This window comes from Dyadobacter sp. HNCC25DJ183, assembly GCF_056895175.1.
Map to the genome: position 1 here is coordinate 620,881 of NZ_JBXHAP010000001.1, position 19,025 is coordinate 639,905.

A 19,025-nucleotide genomic window follows, 5' to 3' on the forward strand; every position below is an offset into this window, starting at 1 on the left:
TTAGGCGGCATTGTGCTTTTATCAGGATCCTGTACCACCAGCACTACTATATTAAAACCGGAACGGTTCAACATTTGCATTAGAGTAAAACTTAGCCGACTATTACATTGTAGAATGATCCGTTGCGCAAATCTGAGATCGTCCGGGTTCTGGCTATTTGTCACAATATCCAATGCATTTGAAATGAAGCGTATGTTGAGAGTAGTATTACTGGAAAATTCAGAGGAGCAGGAGGATATTGTCAGACAGTTACTATTAAAAGCTCAACTGCACGCCGAGATACACGTAGTTACGACCCGTGATGAATTCGTCGGCACCATCTCGGAATCACCCCCGGATATTGTAATCTCGGAATACAAGCTACCCGGCATTGACTGCTCTCAGGCAATGGAAATACTGCGGGAGCACCAGGTAATAATCCCCTTTATCGTCTTTTCTGACGCCGTAAGCGACGAAATAGCCGGGGAGTTGCTGTTAATGGGCGTTGAAGATTACGTAACCAAGTCACAGGCAGGCAGGCTGCCGTTTGCTATTCACAGGGCGCTGGAAGCATATGGCGTAAAACGGGAACAGCAGGCGCTGCTGCAGCAATTAAGCAACCGCGAAAAGCAATTTCGCACCTTAATCGAACATAGTACCGATGCCGTTGTGATACTCGATAAAAACGCCAAGTCCACCTTCGCTTCCCTTGCCGTGAAAAACGTGCTTGGATATACGCCCGAGGAAGTGATGAGTATGGACATTTTCACCAAGGCGCATCCCGATGATCTGAACAGCCTGTACGAAATCATGGCCAAAGTGTTCGCCAACCCTGGCAAGGCAATCCCTGGACATACCGGCAGGATGCTTCACAAGGATGGTACCTGGCGCTGGATCGAAGCAACGGTAACCAACCTTTTACACGAACCTACCATCAATGGGATCGTAGATAATTTTCGTGATGTCACCAAACAGAAGGTCAGCGAGGAAAACCTCCTGCACCTGAACAGGCTTTATGCATTCCTGAGCCAGGTTAACCACACACTTGTACACGCGCCCGACGCCCAGACCGTTTTCGCAGAAGTGTGCCGCATTGCGTGTGAGACGGGGAAGTTTGAAGCTGCCTGGATCGGCATGTTTGTCGATCATAATGATACAATCAATGTGGTAGAGCAACAGCATATCTCTGCCGAATGCCTGCTGGGCTTCACCAGCGCCACAGAGGAACAGCATCTGCTCCGTACAATGCTCGATTCCAGGCCGTATTATGTTAGCAACAACACCCGGGAAAGTTTCATATCCGAAAGCTGGAAAGCACTTGCGGCTACTGCCGGGTACCAATCCTGCATGATCCTGCCCATTAAAAAATCCGGGATTGTCACAGGCACGTTTAACCTGTACGGTTCTGAAACGGATACTTTCACCGATGCTGATATCACATTGCTGAAAGAAGCTGCATTGGGAATCTCATTTTCACTGGACCTCTTTGAAACGGAAAGATTGAAATTGATCGCGGACGAACAGCTCAGACATAAAGAAAGAAGATTACGTCAGGCCCAGGCTATCGCACACTTAGGCAGCTGGGAAACAGACCTTGTGACGAATATGAGCCTATGGTCTGACGAAGCCTGCAAGATTTACGGTTTGCCGGAAGGCGACAATGTCCAGTCTATCGGATCCTGGCTGTCGTTCGTCCATTCCGACGACCTGGAACACGTAGTTGAAAAGAACCAGCAGGTTTTTGCCTCCATGCAGCCCGCAGATTATCACCATCGCATTGTCCGGCGCGACGGTCAGATCAGGCACTTGCACGTGCAAACGCACCTGGAACTTAATCATCTCGGCGAACCCGTGAGTTTGTTCGGCGTTTTGAATGATGTTACCGAGCAAAAGCTGGCAGACGAAAAGGCGATCAAGGCACTTCAGGAAAGAAACATCATTCTGGAAAGTATCGGCGACGGATTTTACGCACTTGACAAAAACTGGGTCGTAACTTACTGGAACAAGAAAGCCGAAATACTGCTGAACCGCCCGAAAGAGTCAGTACTCGGGCGGAATTTGTGGGAAGCATTTCCGGATATTGTCAATACTGCCATTTATCACTCCTACCAGCGGGCAGTGGAGAACAATGCAATCCATCATTTTGAATATTATTATGAAAGTGACCGGACCTGGTTTGAGATTACCGCCTACCCTTCAGCAAATGGCTTGTCCGCATATTTCAAGGACATTACACAGCGGAAACGGTCAGAAGCACAGCTCACGGAACTGAATGAAAGCCTGAGAAACTACGCGAATGAACTAACTGAATCGAACAAGGGACTCGACCAGTTTGCCTATATCGTATCACATAACCTGCGGGCACCGGTCGCCAATATCATCGGGTTGGGCGAGCTTATTACGCAAACGGACTATCCTCCGGAGGTGAAAGAACAGTTTCTGGAAGGGATTGTAGTGAATGTAAAAAGACTGGACAACGTCATTTCAGACCTTAATACCATTTTGCAGGTAAAACAGGGCGTCGGCGAGAACAAGGAGCTGGTGAATCTGCAAAACCTGACCGAGAATATCAGGTCGAGCCTGCTGAACATTATTGAAAAAGAGCAGGTCAGCATCGTCACCGATTTCAACGCGAGCAACGAACTGTTTACACTGAAAACATACCTGTATAGCATCTTCTACAATCTGATTACCAACAGTATAAAGTACCGCAGCCCCGATCGGTCGCCCGTGATCCACATTACCAGCAGAGTAGAAGAAGGCAGGCTGAAAATTTCCTTCCGGGATAATGGCATGGGAATTGACATGGACAGGAAAGGTGCCCAGATTTTTGGCTTATACAAGCGGTTCCATAACCACGTTGAGGGTAAAGGTTTAGGATTATTCATGGTGAAAACACAGGTGGAAATGCTCGGAGGGAAGATCAGTATAAGCAGTCGTGTTAATGAGGGTACAGAATTCAATATCGAGTTTGGCTCAGATTTGTTCCACAATCCTGTCCTATGAAGTTATACTCTCAATTCATCGTTGTAGACGACGACCCTGTCAATAACATGGTCAGCAAATATATGATCGCCAATGTGGCCCCCGACGCTCGCATTCAGCTTTTCGATGATCCCGACCAGGCTTTGGCCTCTATTAAAAACGAGCTTAATGCTGGCTCAGACTACCCGGATACGGTGCTCTTTCTGGACATTAATATGCCAACCATGAGTGGCTGGGAGTTCCTAAACCAGATTAGCCTGTTCCCCGCAGAGCTGACAGCCCGTATTTCTATTTTCATCCTTTCTTCGTCCATTGATCCGAAGGATAAGAAAAGTGCTGAAAGCCACCCACTGGTCAGCGGATACTTCTCCAAACCGTTGAACAGGGAGATGTTGAAAGCACTTTTAGGAGGCTAAAAAACGCGTTTTCCGTCCACTTTCTTCATTAAACTAACTATTTAGTTTTTAAACTAACAAAGAAGTTATACATTTAGCCAACATCCGCATTCATTCCGTTGGCTATGCTCTACAATTACATCAAAATTGCCTGGCGAAATCTGTTAAAGGACAAATCGATTTCGTTTATCATGATTTTCGGGCTGGCATCCGGCATAGCTGCTTTTCTGCTGATCACGCAGTATGTTTTCTCTGAGCTGAGCTATGATGCGTTCCACTCCAGAGCAGATCGCATTTCCCGCATCCGGCTTGATGATTATAAACAGGACGTTCTGACGAACAGCAGTGTGATCAGCTACCACGCCGAAGCGCCCGCGATCAAAGAGGCATTTCCGGAGGTGGAAGATTTTGTGCGGCTACACAGGGCCGACGGCATGATCAGTTACCGGAAACCGGCTGGCGAGCTCGTCAGCTATCACGAGAAAAAAGCCTTTTACGCCGATTCTTCTTTATTCAACGTGTTTTCATTTCCGCTGCTGAAAGGCGACGCGGGCCAGGTGCTGCGTCGACCTGAGTCTGTTGTGATCTCGGAAACAATGGCGCGGAAATACTTCGGACAGGAAGATCCGGTTGGCAAAACGCTCCGGTTAAGCTCCGAGTGGCAGGGAGGGGATTACGTAGTGGAAGGCATTTTTGCAGATATCCCTTCAAACAGTCACATTCACTTCGACTTCGTATTTTCCATTCAAAACCTGCTTAAAAATAAGCAGTTTGCCACGGGAGGCTGGTACTGGACCAATTTCTATACCTATCTGCTCCTGAAACCGGGCACCGCTCCTGCCGCACTGGAAGCCCGGCTCTCCGGTGTGATCGAGAAGAATATCGGTAAGCGGCTGAACAGGTACAATATCCGGCAGGCATTCGTTTTACAACCCCTGCGTTCCATTCACCTGCATTCGCAAACTGCCTCAGAAGTAGAAGCGAATGGAAAGATCGTCATCGTTTATGTGCTGATCCTGGTCGCATTCCTTATTCTGGCAATCGGCTGGCTTAATTACATCAACTTATCCACGGCAAAAGGAATTGAACGCGCGCAGGAAGTTGGTATCCGCAAAGCGCTGGGTTCTGAGAAACGGCAGCTAGTCCAGCAATTCCTGGTTGAATCTTTGGGGTTTAACCTGCTGTCCGTGCTTATCGGAGTAGGTCTTTTTGCATTCGGACTGATGTTCTTTGCAGACTGGATACAGTCGACAAACGGCTTCTCCATGCTGCTCAGCCCGGAATTCTGGCTGGTATCCCTGACGGTAATCTGCCTGGGTTTCTTCCTTTCCGCATTCTATCCTGCTTTTGTGCTTTCCTCGTTCAAACCGATTGCCATTCTGAAAGGATATCTGCCGAAGAAAGCCGGTGGCGAATCCTTCCGTAAAGCTTTGGTGGTATTTCAATTCACGATCTCGGTATTCCTGATCATCGCCACGCTGGTCATTAACCAGCAGCTCACTTTCATGCAGGCGCAGGATCTTGGAATGAACATCAATCAGAAACTGATTATCAAAGCTCCGAAAGTGCTGCGCACCGATAGCTTTACCAATGATATCCGTTTTTTCAAAGACCAGGCACTGGCACATACCGGTATCCGCCAGGTAACAGCCTCGTCCGAAGTGCCGGGTCAGGAGATTTTCTGGACAGACGAGTGGCAAACGTTCCATCAGCCTGCTTCCGAGTATAAGCTGTGCAGTATGCTGGCGATCGACGAGGACTTTATCCCTGCCTATCAGATCAGGTTATTGGCAGGACGAAACTTCCACAAAGATCTGTCGCTGGACGACGGATCCGTGATCATCAATAAAAGTGCATTAAAGGCTTTCGGCTTTGCAAGTGCAGCACAGGCGATTGATCAGGAAATTGGAAACACGACACCCAGAAAGATAGTCGGCGTAGTCGATGACTTTCACCAGCAATCGCTGAAAACAGCCAACCGCCCCATCATTTTCCAGCATATCCCCTGGAACAGCAATTTCATGACGGTTGCGCTCGGCAGCAACAATGCAATGCAGACCATTAAAACGCTGGAAGCAACCTATGAAGAAGCCTTTCCGGGCAATGCATTTGAGTTCTTCTTTCTCGATGATCACTTTCAGCAGCAGTACGAATCCGACGAGCGGGTGGCAACACTTTTCAGCTGTTTCGCAGTGATAGCTATCAGTATTGCGTGCCTGGGCTTATTAGGTCTGGCGATGTTTACGGCTAAAAACCGGACGAAAGAAATCGGCATCCGGAAAGTACTTGGCGCCAGTGTCGGCAGTGTTGTCGTGCTGCTTTCCAGGGATTTTCTTAAACCGGTCGGTATCGCCATTCTCCTGGCTTCTCCCCTGTCCTGGTATGCAATGACCTGGTGGTTACAGGACTTTGCGTACAGGACGGACATTCCGTTGTGGACCTTTGCAGCAGCCGGTCTGCTGGCGATTGCGATTGCCCTGGTAACAGTCAGTTTTCAAAGTATCAGAGCCGCGCTGATGAATCCTGTCAGGAGCTTGCGCGGAGATTGACACGAGCTGGTTCCCGATTTATCTGTCAATGTGCTTCTGCATTTCTCCGGGATACCTTCCGCCTTGTACGTCAATACCGGCCAGCGCCTGAGCAATGTTCGTCGAATCAGCTTCTGAAAGATTGATTTCGGCCCCACCGAGGTTTTCTTCCAGTCGGTGCAGTTTGGTTGTTCCCGGAATCGGCACTATCCAGGGCTTTTGGGCCAGGAGCCAGGCCAGCGCAATCTGCGCAGGCGTCGCCTGTTGTTCCGTCGCTATTGTTGTAATCACATCTACCAGGCCCTGATTTGCTTTCCGGTTCTCTTCTGAAAATCTCGGTACAGTATTCCGGAAGTCACTTTTGTCAAAGGAAGTATCCTCATTGATTTTGCCCGTCAGAAAGCCTTTTCCCAACGGACTGAACGGAACGAAGCCAATGCCCAGCTCTTCCAATGTGGGCAGAATGCTTTCCTCCGGCTCCCGCCACCACAATGAGTACTCACTTTGCAAAGCAGTAACCGGCAATACTGCATGTGCCCGGCGGATGGTAGCGGCGCCCGCTTCTGACAAACCAAAGTGCTTTACCTTTCCTTCCTGAATTAACTCTTTTACCGTTCCTGCAACCTCTTCAATGGGAACGTTGGGATCCACGCGATGCTGGTAAAAAAGGTCTATTGTATCTACATGGAGTCTTTTGAGCGAAGCTTCTGCCACAGCCCGGATATTTTCAGGGCGGCTGTCTACACCTTCTGTGGGCTTCCCATTTCTGAACCCGAACTTGGTGGCAATAACTACCTTATTACGGAACGGCTTCAAGGCTTCCCCTACCACCTCTTCATTTGTATATGGCCCATAGGCTTCGGCAGTGTCAAAAAACGTAACGCCGCGTTCAAATGCAGCACGGATCAGCCTGATTGCGTCTTGCTTTTCTGTGGCCGGACCGTAACCAAAACTCAGCCCCATGCAGCCTAGTCCAAGTGCTGAAACTTCCAGACCGCTATTTCCTAATGTTCTCTTTTTCATAATCATTTCTGTTTACAAATCGCGCCACTTATTCCGCTCAACATGCTAACATTTGCATGCCCGGCGTCAGTGTTGATGCTACTTAAACAATGCAAATGTCATACACTTCCCGGGCGCAGCTGGTATACAGATTCCTGAAATGTCTACCATTATTCCTGATTTGCACGCGCAATTGAAACGCCATCTTACGAATCCATTAAATTTGAATCAGTTAAAAAACAAAGTGATATGGAAAAGCTGATCCGGTTTGACTCCGTGAGTCAATACAATGCATTTAACCAACAGGAAACACTGCATCCGCTGGTTACCGTAATTGATCTCTCCAAGGCCAATAAGCGCGGGAACAGCAATATGTACCTCGGTATGTACTTTGTGTTTTTGAAAGAGGTCCATTGCGGTGACCTCCGGTATGGAAAACAGCTTTACGACTACCAGGAAGGAACATTGGTATTCTTCGGGCCCGGTCAGGTGGTACAGATTGAGAATAATGGCGAGCTCTATCAGCCCAAAGGCTACGCGCTCGTTTTCCACCCCGACCTGCTGCACGGGACTTCACTCAACCAGCACATACACGATTATAATTTTTTCAGCTATCAGAACAGCGAGTCGCTTCATATCTCGGAAAGGGAAAGGCAGATTGTTCTGGACTGCCTGGGCAAAATCCGGTACGAGCTCGAACATGCGATTGACAAGCACAGCAGAAAACTGATCGTCTCCAACATCGAGCTTTTTCTGGATTACTGTTCCCGCTTTTACGACCGGCAGTTTCTCACGAGACAAACCGCGCATTCGGGCATTCTGGAACGCTTTGAGTCGCTGCTAAAAGATTATTTTCTTTCGGATAAACCGGTATTGAACGGCCTTCCATCCGTCGGGTATTTCGCAACAGCGCTAAACCTTTCTGCCAAGTATTTCGGTGATCTGATCAAAAAAGAGACCGGACAAACGGCGCAGGAATACATTCAGGCGAAGGTAATCGATACTGCGAAAGAGAAAATTTTCGACAGGAACAAAACGGTCAATGAGGTTGCATTTGAACTGGGTTTCAAATATCCGCAGCATTTTACCAGGCTCTTCAAACAACGCGTAGGTCAGACGCCCAATCAGTTCAGGGCATTGACGCACCCTAATTAAAGTAACCCGGCCGGAAGCCGAACATCAGCGTTTGTAAAAATCAATATTGGCGCAAAGAGCTTTCCTTACTGACTATCCGGAAGGTATATCTGAAAAGTTGATCCATTCCCGGGGCTGCTGATCGCCGTGATCATACCGCCCATATTGACCACAATGCGCTCACAAATGGCGAGGCCGATACCCGTTCCCGTGTATTCACTGCGGCCGTGCAGTCGCTGAAAAACCTGAAAGATGCGGTCAAGATAAACCGTGTCAAAGCCGATACCGTCATCGGAAATATCAATGCGGTAATAATGCATGTCCGCCGCGAGCGATTGTTGCGCTTCCGGCAGTTCCTCGTGGGCGATCCGCTGCGAATGGATTTTCACGGTTGGAGGTATGAAGTTCCCATCGGGATCAACTTTACGAAATTTGATCGCATTGCTCACCAGGTTTTGAAAAAGCTGCGTCAAATGCGTTGTATTTCCCGGCACGTCGGGTAACGGTCCAATCTCGAACGTAGCGTCTGCCTGACTGATCTGCACTTCCAGGTCTGTAATTACCTGCTCAACAATGTGTTTCAGGGATGCACGCCCTGCGGGGCTGTCGCTGGTAGAAACGCGCGAGAAGGTAAGCAGGTCGTTGATTAATGACGACATTCTACCTGCGGCTGCACTCATCCTGCTCAGGTAGTCCTGTCCTTTCGGTGATGTCGTTTCAAACTCGGCCATTAACCTGCTTCCGAATTGCTGTATTTTCCGGAGCGGCTCCTGCAAATCGTGTGAAGCTACGTATGCAAACCGGTTCAGATCCTCATTGGAACGGCGCAGCAGCAAATTAGCCTGCTGCAATCTCTGATTACCTTCCGCAAGCTTCTTGTTACTGGCGTCAAGCTCCTTGGTACGCAGCTCCACCAGCGCTTCAAGCGACTGCTGCTGTGTCCGTAGCATCGTCACATCCTGCGCAATGCCTGAGATACTTACGGCTTTTCCGGAAGGATCATAGTTCGTCTGTCCCTTCGTATGAATAATGTGCGCTTTGCCCGTTTTGCCGTGAATAATCGTGTATTCGGCTTCAAACTTCCCGTCGCTGCCCGGTTTTAGCGCATCGAAAAATGCATTGACCAATTGTGCCCTTTCACTTTCGACGACGTGGTTGATAGCGGTTTCGAGGTCCATATCCCGTGCGGTCACGCCAAACATACTCAGGTGGCGCTGGGAGAAAGTTGCTTTTTGCGTCGCAATATCCATGCTCCAGGTACCGAGTTGCGCCACTTCAATGGCATCCAGCAACGATTGTTGCTGCTGCTGCATTAGTATCTGCTGCTGTTTGCGTTCGGTAATGTCAGGGCTTACAGTCGCCAGGATAGCTGGCAAACCCGTGGAAGGATCATCGATGACCATCACATTCCATTGTACCCAAAACGGCTCTTTGGTAACCTCATTCCATAACCGGATTTCATAGCTACCGCCTTTTCGGGCATAAATCTCAGGAAGAACTTTCAGCACAAAATCACGGTCTTCGGGATAGACCGCATCAATGAGCGTCCTGCCTTTATTATGCTTCCAGCCCAGTCTGTCAAGGGTATACTGATTGTTATACAGCGGCTCCGGCATAGGTTCCAAATGGCTGATACCGATGATCAGCTCGCAGTATTCCAGCACCGAAGTTTTAATCTGGCTGTTCACTTCTGATTCTCTTAGCGCGGCTGCACTTCTTTTTGCAGCCAGCTCTGCCTCTACGGTTTCGGTCACGTCCACAGAAATGGCCATAATGCCGTAAGCATCACCATTAGCATCCAATAGAGGTTTATAGGTAAAATCGAAGTAGTGATTTGTGGTTACGCCATCTTTCGTCAGGTAACCAGGCATTCCCTTGGCCTTGTAGCTTTCTTTGGTCTTTAATACCGAAGTAAGGATATCCAGATAAGGCTGTACAGCAATCTCCGGAACCGCCACGCTTGCAGGTTTGCCGAGTATGGAAGCATCTTTCCCGAGCATTTCAATCATACGCTCATTGGCAATTGAAATAATATGATCGGGGCCTGACATCACCATCATGGCAACAGGCGCATTCTCAATAATTGCTTCAAACAATGCCTGTCTGTCGATTTTCAACGTTTCGGGGGTGACATTCAAAATTTCCTGATGCAGTGCAGGGAGCTGAAGTATTTCGTCCAGTTTGCGGGTGAGCTCTTTATCCAGCGCAACGACCTGTTCAAAGACAGCTTTTGCTTCGTTATTCTTTTGCTCAGAAATAAGCAGGTTTATCTGCGCTGCGAGTTTGTGGATACCTGCATGCAGTTCTTCAATCTCCCGAAGCTGGTCAATTTCAGCATAGGCTACCATCGCGTGTGCATACAACCATGGACCAAGTCCGTGCGCATATTGGGTCAGCGCGGCTGCATTGACAGGCTTTTCGGCTTGCCCGTTGATCTTCAAGCGCAGGGCTTCTACAAACGAATGGTGATCGTGTCTTGCCTGCGCCAGGCCGGGAATGTTAAGTGAAATCAACTGCAGCTTCTGATAAAAATGTTTGTGTTTTTGGCCCGCCTTCCACAAGGCTTCAAACCATAACTATCAGAAATTTATTAATTCCATGCCAATGCGTAGTCCGGCAGTCGAAAAGCCGGTATCACCGGTTTCCTACCGTAGCAATACGTATATAGTGTTCTTCGAAGTAGAATGACAACCGCAATGATTCTAAAATCACCTTAATAGTTGTAAGATTTTCTTCCTACCGATTTTAAACATTCATAAAAGATTGCCTGAATTCCAGGGGAGATTGCCGCGTTTTGTTCTTGAAAAACTTGTTAAAACTCTGCGAGTGCTCAAAGCCGAGCTCATACCCGATCGCGCTCACGGTCAGATCTGTTGTCGAGAGTCTTTCCTTGGCTTTCTCTACGAGCTTTTCATGAATGTATTGCTGTGCATTCTGCCCGATCAGCGAACGAAGTATATCGCTCAGATAGCCAGAAGAAACATTCAGTTGTTCCGACAGGTACTGCACAGTAGGCAGTCCATTATCGAGCGCCTTCTGGTTGTTGAGATAGTCATTGATCACGCATTCTGTTCTTTCCAGAATGGTATTGCAGGTGGCTCTGCGTGTCACGAATTGTCTTTTGTAAAACCGGCTGGCGTAGCTCAGCAGTAGTTCAAGCTGGGCCACGACGATCTCCTGACTGAATTCATCGACGCGACTATTCAGCTCACGTTCAATGATATGGTATATCGAAAGCACGATCTCTTTTTCCTGATCGGACAAATGCAAAGCCTCATTGACCGAATAAGAAAAATAGCTGTACTGCCTGATCTTCTGCGCCAAAGGATAACCCAGCAGAAAATCGGGATGAATGAGCAGCACATAAGATTCGCCACCAGCCTGATCGTCGGCGGCACCTACCAGCTGCTGCGGTGCCATAAACATCATACTCCCCTCTTCAAAATCGTAGTAATGCTGCCCGTATTTGAGCCTGCCGCTATTTTGTGCATTGAATTTGATTTTGTAAAAATCCAGTACGTCATAAACAGGCGCCCTTCCCATAGGGAATTGATTGTTCTCATTGAAATGTGTGAGGCTGATCAACGGATGCTGCGGCTTTGGCAACCCAAGTGCCTGATGTATAGAAGAAATGGAGCGAAACCGGAGGAGATCTGACTTTTTCATTGTTGGCGTTTAAAATTGAAAAACAAAATCTGCGGCGAATTGATCGCCGCAGATGCGCATTTCTTACTAGCAATTAAGTTTACCAGGGATAAACTTCCTGGTTTGGTCCTGTAAAGAGTGCGGTGGGGCCGTCTTCTTCCAGAGCTACCCGGATCGGTTCGAGGGAACCTACTTCCACTGAATCCGTTCCTTCGAAGTTGTTGAGGGCAGTGGCCGTAAAGCCCGGGCTTACTGCACTTACCTTGATTCCGCTTTTTTCCAGTTCATTTGCAAAAGCAACTGTAACTGCATTGAGAGCTGTTTTGGATGCGCCATAAGTCATTTCAAAGTTCGACGCGTAAGGATTTCCCGGGTCTCTCGCCAGGGTAAGCGAACCCAGTATGCTCGATACATTCACAATGCGCGGCGCTGTGGCTTCGCGAAGCAGTGGCAGGAATATCTGCGTGACCACGACTACTCCAAACACATTGGTTTCCCAGACGGTACGCATTTCATCTACCGACGAAATGCTTGGGCGGTTGCTGGCCATGATTTCTGCCAACGTTCTTCCGGGCGTTCCGGCATTTGAAATGGCTGCATTGTTGACCAGCAGGTTCAGCCGGCCAAAGTCTTGCTGCACCGTCGCAGCCGCATTTTCAACAGATTTCCTGTCTGTCACATCTATTTGGATTGCCCGTGCATTGCCGCCGATCTGTTCTGCAGCGGCGAGGCCGTTTTGCAAGTTACGTGAGCCAACATAAACGATATAGCCGTTCTCTGCGAGGGCTTTGGCAACCTGAAATCCTACTCCCTGATTGGCACCGGTAACCAGTGCTACTTTACTTTCCTGTGCTTGCATTTTTGTATCTGCTTTAAATTTGAGAAAGCAAATTTCGGGTGATGCAGCACTGCGTTTGTAGCCAAATCAGGGCGATTTGTAGCCAGAATGAGGGTTGTTAAAGCAATTATGTAAGCCGTGAAAAGTCGCAGGAGCAACCTGTTGATAGCAATCGATTGACAGAGCGGCTATATTAGCAATTTGTGAAAAATCTTTAACAATGGAGCAGCAAGCTAAAAAGCATAACCCAAACGACCATCTCGCCAATGAGCGCACCTTCCTTGCCTGGATCCGGACAAGCATCGGGATTATGGGGTTTGGTTTTGTGGTCGTGAAATTTTCACTTTTCGTGCGGCAGATCACAGCCGTACTGGGCCACAAAGCGGAAGTACCTTCCACGGGATACTCGCCCTTGATAGGGATTTTGCTGGTGGGAATGGGTGCACTTACAACGCTATTCTCCTACATCAGGTACATCGACACCAAACGCCAGCTGGAAGCGGGGCAGTATTACCACTCCACGCTCCTGGTAAAACTGCTTACTGCGGTTATTTTCGTGATAAGCATACTGTTGATCTGGTATCTGATGCAAAGTGTATAGGTAGCCCAGGTCTGCGAAACAGCTGCCTTATTCTGCAATCCTGTCGATCATTCCATTAAAAATAAAATAGTGAAATGGCAGTACGGCGTACCAGTATAGCCTGCCTCCCAGTCCCAGCGGCCTGAATGTGGCCGTTTGCCTGATCTGATCGCCTTCAATGCAAAATTCCAGCCAGGCTTCTCCCGGCAGCTTCATTTCTGCATACAATAACAGGCGCCGTTCTTCCCGGTTCGCGTAAATTACCCGCCAGAAGTCAAGCGTATCCCCGATCACTACCTGGTTCCTGTTTTTTCTCCCGCGACTCAGTCCAACGCCGCCGAACAGCTTATCCAGAAAGCCGCGGAAACGCCACAGCCAATCGGCGTAATACCAGCCCGACTTGCCGCCGATAGCAAAGATGCGATCTGTAGAGCGGGACACATCGGTGGCGGTGCGCGTTTTCTTATCCTGAAAAACGCCGTATTTAGGCGGACTCAGCTGCTTGTCGACCATCTTTTTGGAGTAGGTACCTCCCCAGGCATCCTTCCAGCTGGATAGTACCAGGTTCTGTTCTATTTTGTCAAATGCAATGCGTATCGCCTGCTGGTAGCTCACCGGCGTGACCCCAAGTTTCTCGCACAGTTCATTCTCCCGCGCCACCACATCCACGCTCATACTCGCCACCAGGTTTTTCGCCAGCACATAGGAAGTGGATGTAACGAGATACAACCAGTACGAAGACAATTTCGGCGTCATCACCGGCACAGTATAGATCGACCGTCGCAAGCCACGCGCGTTCGCAAAGCCGAGCAGCATTTCTTTGTAAGTAAGGATATCAGGACCGTAAATGTCAAAATGCCGGTTGAAGGTAAATTCTTTCATTAACACCCCCGACAACAGCTCAATCACATTTCTTATGGAAATGGGCTGACAGCGCGTGTGAAGCCACTTTGGAGCGATCATGACGGGAAGCTTTTCTACCAGGTCCCGGATAATTTCGAAAGAGGCGCTGCCGGAACCAACGATTATACCTGCACGCAAGCTGGTGAGCGGCACGCGCCCCGCGCCCAGGATCTCTTCCACATTTTTCCTTGATGAAAGGTGCACGGACAATTTACTGTCATTGATGATCCCGCCCAGGAATATACATTGCCGGGCACTTGTCTTATCCAGCGCTTTGATGAAATTTCTGGCTGACTGCTCTTCGCTGCTTGAAAATGCACCTGCAGTGGACATGGAATGCACCAGATAATATGCCGCATCGATATCCCGGGGAATGGCATCCAATGTCGCTTCCCGCAGCAGATCCACTTCGATCACATGCAGCGACTCCCCGTTCTCGAACCGGCCCTTGTCAAACCTGGATGCATCCCGGACTGCACACACAATCTCGTGCCCTTGTTCCAGCAGTACAGGCAGCAAACGCTGTCCTATATACCCTGTCGCACCTGTCAGTAAAATTTTCATGTCAGTCGGAGTAAAAGAGAATTAATGCATGGGGATTTCCCTGGGCTCGGTTCCCGGCTTGGCGTAAGCGAGCCTGCCGATCGGCTGAGGGATGAAGTAGGCGTCCAGTCCGGCCACTGTCATGGTACTTGCTTTCTCGTGATCGATCGTCCCGTCCTCCCCTATCATCGCATCTTCCGCAACGATCCGCACAATTTCACCGATTACAATGGTGGTACCATTCAGCTCAACGTCCATCATCTGCCGTAATTTCAGACCAATGCGCACGGTGGATTGTTTTACAAACGGAGCCGAAAAGCCTTCGGAATAAAAAGGATCAAACCCGCAGGCATCAAATTCCGAAATCCCGGAAGGGTAGCTGGCGCTTGTCTGATGCGCTTTTTTGTACCAGTCGGGCAGCACATTGTTCAATGTATATTCGCCAGTTGCCCTGATATTTTTCAAAGTATCATTGTGCTCCCGCTGGGGCCGCATGACCAAACCGACCAGCGGTGGATTTGCGCCCAGGTGAAAAGCGGAACTTACTACGCAAAGATTAGTCACTTTATCTTCACCCGCCGTGCCCAGCAGGTTCAGTGATTTAAACCCTACCAGGCTATTGATCAGATTGATACGGTAAAATTTCTCCATTCCGTCAATCTGCTCGCGGTTAAGATGTTCCATGTAAATGTGGTTGTTTTTAGAAATGCCTTCTTCAAAGATGTGTTACATCATTCAGAACACAATAATCAAACCACACCTACTGAAACAGCTACAAAAAAGAATGCTGCGCAATCATGATCTATGACTGCGCAGCATATTTTCTTAACGGCGATTGGAGTTATCGTTACAAACAGCTCGTTTAGTAACGGAAAAGTGTCTCAACCGGCATGGAGCTGCCTTTATCTCCGGCAAAGTTACATTCCAGCGAAAGCTTTGGCGTAATACCCTCTTTTAACTGGTAGAAGATCCTGATAGGATGCTCACCCGCTTTCAAATGGACTGAACCTGTAATCCGCTGGTCTTTCTGCACGTCAAAACTTCCATCCAGTACATTCGCCTGGTGCAGTTTTAGCAAGAAACCGCTGCTGCCCGACATCGCCATTTCGTAGGTACCATCTTTTTCAATATGTATCAAACCTTCGATCACAATCAAACCTTTCTTCGTCTTCAAGTCTGAGAAGTCCAAAGAAGAAAGGGTACCCTCGCGGGCAGGTTTTGTGTCTTTTAAATCCGCGATCCACGGAAAATCACCTTCATAAACCCTGAACTTCAAACCCTGCTTCGCTCCTTTCTGCGACACGGGCGGGATCAGCGCATTGTCGTACGGACGGGGTGCTTCTTCATCAGGTCGCCGGACTTGCAGTACCTGTGCTTTGAAATCCTGCTGCATTTGTTTGAATGCCGGATCTGATGCCAGGTTCCTGGTTTCCTGCGGGTCCTTTGCAACGTTGTAAATCTCGAAATCATCCTCTGCCGATTTGATCCCGTACCTTACGCCTGTATAATCCCCTTTCCGGATCTTTTGCATCTGGTTTCTCTGCCGCGATCTGTGGTTGGCAGAGAACTCTTCGAAGTCGGGCGTTTTGCCATTCTGGTCATATTCAATGTAAACCAGACTCTCGGTTTTCCTGCCTTTTCCTGTCAGATGCGGCAATAAGGTCACACCATCCACGCGCGCGGGAGCGGGTATGTGGGCTGCGTCGGCGAAGGTGGAGAGCCAGTCGTGGGAGGCACTTGGGGTATCGATCACCTGGTTGGCCGGGATTTGCCCGGGCCAGCTCACGATGGTAGGAACACGCACGCCGCCCTCCCAAACATCCCGCTTGATCCCGTCGAAAGGACCAAAACTGTTGAAAAACTCCGGACTGTAATCCACGTGCTCTTTTGGAAGATACGATTCGATCGAAGGTCCATTGTCCGAAGTAAATACGACCATGGTATTCTCGTCGATTTTCAGGTCTTTGAGCAACCTGAAAATATCACCGATACCATCGTCAATGCGGCGGCAAAGTGTTGCATACCTTTTGTAAGTATCGGGCCAGGGTTTTTCCGGGGTTGAGGGATTTTTATCATCGTCGTAAGTCGCATTGGCGTAATCGGGATGAATGTACGAATCCGGCGTGCCGCTGGCTGTATTGATCATTTTACCCGGCGTTCCCAGCCATTGAAGTCCCCCCTTCAATCCGCCGCCTGCTGGATATTGCTGAGTAGGAAGTTCCAGCACTGCGTGGGGCACGTCGTAGGCGAGGTACAGGAAAAAGGGCTGGTCCTTATTGCCGGCATTCGTTTCTTTTACGATCCAGTTCTTGGCAGCCGCAGTCCACAGGTCTGTTGTAAAGCATTTATCCAGCCCGTCGGACACTTCGGTTTTATTTTCCCAAACCTTCTTTTTGCCTCTGTAAATCCCCTCTTTCGGATAATGCTCGTGACCGTCCACGTGCTTGATATAAGCATAGGAATAGTCAAAACCACGGCTAAGCGGGTGAGCGGGCCACTCAGGCTCGGTAGCTTTTAAACCCTGCAGTCCCCATTTGCCCACCAGCCCCGTTTTGTACCCGGCCTTTTGCAATACGTTTCCGATCGTAAATGTATTCTGCAGTTCCTTGTCAAACTGGTTGTCGCGCACATTCGCGTGACCCTGACTTACCCCAAGCATGATCGACGCCCGGGAAGGCGCGCAAACCGGCGCGGCGCAATAATGGTTGGTGAGCATCGCCCCCCCTTTCGCCATCGCGTCCAGGCTGGGTGTAAACTGCCAGGGTTCGCTGCGGTCATTCTTTTTATTCCGCTGATTTTGCCAGAAAGCCCCCACATCACCCCAGCCCATATCGTCGACGAGAATGAAAATGATGTTTGGCTTTGCGGCCTTCTTCTTTTGTGCATCAGCAGGAAGAACCGCCAGCACAGCAAGCACCAGCAAACATTTACTTACTACTGATCTCATTTTAAATCCATCCATTATACTTGATTTTTTTACCGGTTGTAGTTCGGGTTTTGGTCGAGGTTCGGGTTAGTCTGCAATGCGGTGGTTGGAACAGGCCAAAGATAGTCGCGCTGCGGATTGAAAGAACGGTTATCCACTACTTTTCCGAGGTAATTAGTTACATCGACATTCAGCTCCGTATCGGCCGTTTTCCATCTTTTTACGTCAAAATAATAAAGCCCCTCTCCTACAAACTCGATCCTTCTTTCGTGCCGAAGGCGCTCGCGCATTGCCGCCTGTGTCAGTCCCGCCGGTAACTCAGGCATACCCACACGTTTCCGAACCAGGTTCACCGCCTCGTAAACGGACGCCTCGGGACCAGCTGCCTCGTTCTGCGCCTCCGCGTACGTAAGCAACACCTCCGCGTACCGGATCAGGATCACATTCAGGTCAGAGATATTATCGACCTTTCCTGCGGGCGAAGCTTCATTATCCTTGTAAGTTGTTCCTTTTTTCAGACCATAACCCGTTTGCGGATAAGTCGTCGCGACCACCGGTTTTCCTTTAAACTGGCTTCCGATATAGATAACCGTATTCTTCAATCGGGAATCGCGGTTTTCAAATGGCTTTGCAGGATCGTAAAGCGGCGAGTCTTTAATAGACTTTCCGTCGGTAAGCTGGTACTCGTCGATCAGGTTCTGGGTCGGGGCAAAGGAATTGAACTGGTCAAACTGAATATCATTGCTATGCACAAACTCGGGCTGCTTGTACTGCACGTCGAGTATCACCTCTGAGTTTCCTTCATTTTCCAGCATAAACAGCCCGCGATAATCGGGGAACAACGCATTGGATTTCAGGTCGATCACTGCCTTGGAAGCTTGCGCGGCGGCAACCCATTTGCCCCCGTACAACAAAATACGCGCCTTCAATGCAAGCGCAGTCGCCCTGCTCACGCGGCCTTTATTGGAGGCAGAAACGGTTGCAGGTAACACAGCAGCTGCGGCGTCAAGGTCGGCCAGCATCTGGGTTTCGATTTCTTCGGCTGAGTTGCGGGGCAGCTCGCCCTGCTCTTTCACCGGCGGATCGGTGATCAATGGTACCCCACCGTACACGGACCATAAACTGAAATAATAAAATGCACGCAGGAATTGCGCCTCGGCGACAATGAGCTTTTTGCGCGTTTCGTCCATTGCAATGCCGGGTACCCGGTTGATGACCGAGTTCGCCCGACCGATACCCTGGTAAGCATTGCCCCAGCGCGAATTAATGATTCCGGTATTTGCCGCATCGTGAATGCCGCGTGCAATGTTACCAGCTCCTGCCTGGTTGTCGTAGCTGTAAAAATTAGGCGTGATCGCGTCGAATGTGGCAGGGATATTATTTCCATAAACCAACATCAGTGAACTGTAAGCAGCTGTTATTCCTGCATTTGCGTGCTCCTCCGTTTTCCAGAATGTAGTTTCTGTAAAACGGTCTGTCGGATTTACGTCGAGGTAATCGGAGCAGCCGGAAAGCAATAATGTGGCGAGAACGAGTTTAGATAATTTCATATATAAATGCTTTGAAA

At 49.1% G+C, this 19,025-nt stretch carries 13 protein-coding genes; 5 read left to right on the forward strand and 8 right to left on the reverse strand.

Annotated features, from left to right (window positions below; translation table 11 throughout):
- Window positions 1-183 precede the first annotated feature (183 nt).
- From AC1XTG_RS02565 to AC1XTG_RS02575, 3 genes are all read left to right on the forward strand, one after another.
- Window positions 184-2,985 carry a PAS domain S-box protein gene (locus AC1XTG_RS02565; RefSeq protein ID WP_484840892.1) on the forward strand — a complete coding sequence of 934 codons (2,802 nt, stop codon included), beginning with the start codon at window positions 184-186 and terminating at the stop codon, window positions 2,983-2,985.
- Complete coding sequence (locus tag AC1XTG_RS02570) at window positions 2,982-3,380, forward strand: response regulator (RefSeq protein ID WP_484840893.1); 399 nt, start codon at window positions 2,982-2,984, stop codon at window positions 3,378-3,380. Before AC1XTG_RS02565 ends, AC1XTG_RS02570 begins: the two co-directional genes overlap by 4 nt.
- A 104-nt stretch (window positions 3,381-3,484) precedes the next feature.
- Window positions 3,485-5,908, forward strand: a complete 2,424-nt coding sequence (locus AC1XTG_RS02575; protein ID WP_484840894.1) for an ABC transporter permease — start codon at window positions 3,485-3,487, stop codon at window positions 5,906-5,908.
- Window positions 5,909-5,926: 18 nt separating this feature from the next.
- Here the strand turns inward: AC1XTG_RS02575 and AC1XTG_RS02580 are convergent, their stop codons facing one another.
- Window positions 5,927-6,910, reverse strand: a complete 984-nt coding sequence (locus tag AC1XTG_RS02580) for an aldo/keto reductase (protein WP_484840895.1) — start codon at window positions 6,908-6,910, stop codon at window positions 5,927-5,929.
- A gap of 228 nt (window positions 6,911-7,138) precedes the next feature.
- Between AC1XTG_RS02580 and AC1XTG_RS02585 the strand changes: the two genes are divergently transcribed.
- Window positions 7,139-8,044 (forward strand): helix-turn-helix domain-containing protein, encoded by a 906-nt coding sequence (locus AC1XTG_RS02585; RefSeq protein WP_484840896.1) that lies wholly within the window; start codon window positions 7,139-7,141, stop codon window positions 8,042-8,044.
- Window positions 8,045-8,109: 65 nt separating this feature from the next.
- On the opposite strand, the gene AC1XTG_RS02590 is transcribed toward AC1XTG_RS02585, so the two are convergent.
- From AC1XTG_RS02590 to AC1XTG_RS02600, 3 genes are all read right to left on the reverse strand, one after another.
- Window positions 8,110-10,536 (reverse strand): ATP-binding protein, encoded by a 2,427-nt coding sequence (locus AC1XTG_RS02590; RefSeq protein ID WP_484840897.1) that lies wholly within the window; start codon window positions 10,534-10,536, stop codon window positions 8,110-8,112.
- Between the two features lie 232 nt (window positions 10,537-10,768).
- On the reverse strand, window positions 10,769-11,689 hold the full coding sequence (locus tag AC1XTG_RS02595; protein WP_056287314.1) for a helix-turn-helix domain-containing protein: 921 nt from the start codon (window positions 11,687-11,689) through the stop codon (window positions 10,769-10,771).
- Between the two features lie 79 nt (window positions 11,690-11,768).
- Window positions 11,769-12,527 carry an SDR family NAD(P)-dependent oxidoreductase gene (locus AC1XTG_RS02600; protein ID WP_484840898.1) on the reverse strand — a complete coding sequence of 253 codons (759 nt, stop codon included), beginning with the start codon at window positions 12,525-12,527 and terminating at the stop codon, window positions 11,769-11,771.
- Between the two features lie 199 nt (window positions 12,528-12,726).
- Between AC1XTG_RS02600 and AC1XTG_RS02605 the strand changes: the two genes are divergently transcribed.
- A complete protein-coding gene (locus tag AC1XTG_RS02605) occupies window positions 12,727-13,107 on the forward strand; it encodes a YidH family protein (protein ID WP_056287310.1) in 381 nt (126 codons plus the stop codon).
- A gap of 27 nt (window positions 13,108-13,134) precedes the next feature.
- On the opposite strand, the gene AC1XTG_RS02610 is transcribed toward AC1XTG_RS02605, so the two are convergent.
- The 4 genes from AC1XTG_RS02610 to AC1XTG_RS02625 form a co-directional block, all read right to left on the reverse strand.
- Window positions 13,135-14,553 carry an SDR family oxidoreductase gene (locus tag AC1XTG_RS02610; RefSeq protein WP_484840899.1) on the reverse strand — a complete coding sequence of 473 codons (1,419 nt, stop codon included), beginning with the start codon at window positions 14,551-14,553 and terminating at the stop codon, window positions 13,135-13,137.
- A 21-nt stretch (window positions 14,554-14,574) separates the two neighbouring features.
- A complete protein-coding gene (locus tag AC1XTG_RS02615) occupies window positions 14,575-15,216 on the reverse strand; it encodes a flavin reductase family protein (RefSeq protein ID WP_484840900.1) in 642 nt (213 codons plus the stop codon).
- Window positions 15,217-15,394: 178 nt separating this feature from the next.
- Window positions 15,395-17,479, reverse strand: coding sequence for a sulfatase-like hydrolase/transferase (locus AC1XTG_RS02620; protein ID WP_484840901.1), 2,085 nt, complete (start codon window positions 17,477-17,479; stop codon window positions 15,395-15,397).
- Window positions 17,480-17,508: 29 nt separating this feature from the next.
- Window positions 17,509-19,008: a RagB/SusD family nutrient uptake outer membrane protein gene (locus AC1XTG_RS02625; protein ID WP_484840902.1), complete on the reverse strand. Its 1,500-nt coding sequence runs from the start codon at window positions 19,006-19,008 to the stop codon at window positions 17,509-17,511.
- Window positions 19,009-19,025 lie beyond the last annotated feature (17 nt).

Excerpts from the sequence above, each read along its gene's own strand:
- AC1XTG_RS02565 (WP_484840892.1), top strand. The coding sequence starts at position 184 with ATGAAGCGTATGTTGAGAGTAGTATTACTGGAAAATTCAGAGGAGCAG.
- AC1XTG_RS02570 (WP_484840893.1), top strand. The coding sequence starts at position 2,982 with ATGAAGTTATACTCTCAATTCATCGTTGTAGACGACGACCCTGTCAAT.
- AC1XTG_RS02575 (WP_484840894.1), top strand. The coding sequence starts at position 3,485 with ATGCTCTACAATTACATCAAAATTGCCTGGCGAAATCTGTTAAAGGAC.
- AC1XTG_RS02580 (WP_484840895.1), bottom strand. The coding sequence starts at position 6,910 with ATGAAAAAGAGAACATTAGGAAATAGCGGTCTGGAAGTTTCAGCACTT.
- AC1XTG_RS02585 (WP_484840896.1), top strand. The coding sequence starts at position 7,139 with ATGGAAAAGCTGATCCGGTTTGACTCCGTGAGTCAATACAATGCATTT.
- AC1XTG_RS02595 (WP_056287314.1), bottom strand. The coding sequence starts at position 11,689 with ATGAAAAAGTCAGATCTCCTCCGGTTTCGCTCCATTTCTTCTATACAT.
- AC1XTG_RS02600 (WP_484840898.1), bottom strand. The coding sequence starts at position 12,527 with ATGCAAGCACAGGAAAGTAAAGTAGCACTGGTTACCGGTGCCAATCAG.
- AC1XTG_RS02605 (WP_056287310.1), top strand. The coding sequence starts at position 12,727 with ATGGAGCAGCAAGCTAAAAAGCATAACCCAAACGACCATCTCGCCAAT.
- AC1XTG_RS02610 (WP_484840899.1), bottom strand. The coding sequence starts at position 14,553 with ATGAAAATTTTACTGACAGGTGCGACAGGGTATATAGGACAGCGTTTG.
- AC1XTG_RS02615 (WP_484840900.1), bottom strand. The coding sequence starts at position 15,216 with ATGGAACATCTTAACCGCGAGCAGATTGACGGAATGGAGAAATTTTAC.
- AC1XTG_RS02620 (WP_484840901.1), bottom strand. The coding sequence starts at position 17,479 with ATGAGATCAGTAGTAAGTAAATGTTTGCTGGTGCTTGCTGTGCTGGCG.
- AC1XTG_RS02625 (WP_484840902.1), bottom strand. The coding sequence starts at position 19,008 with ATGAAATTATCTAAACTCGTTCTCGCCACATTATTGCTTTCCGGCTGC.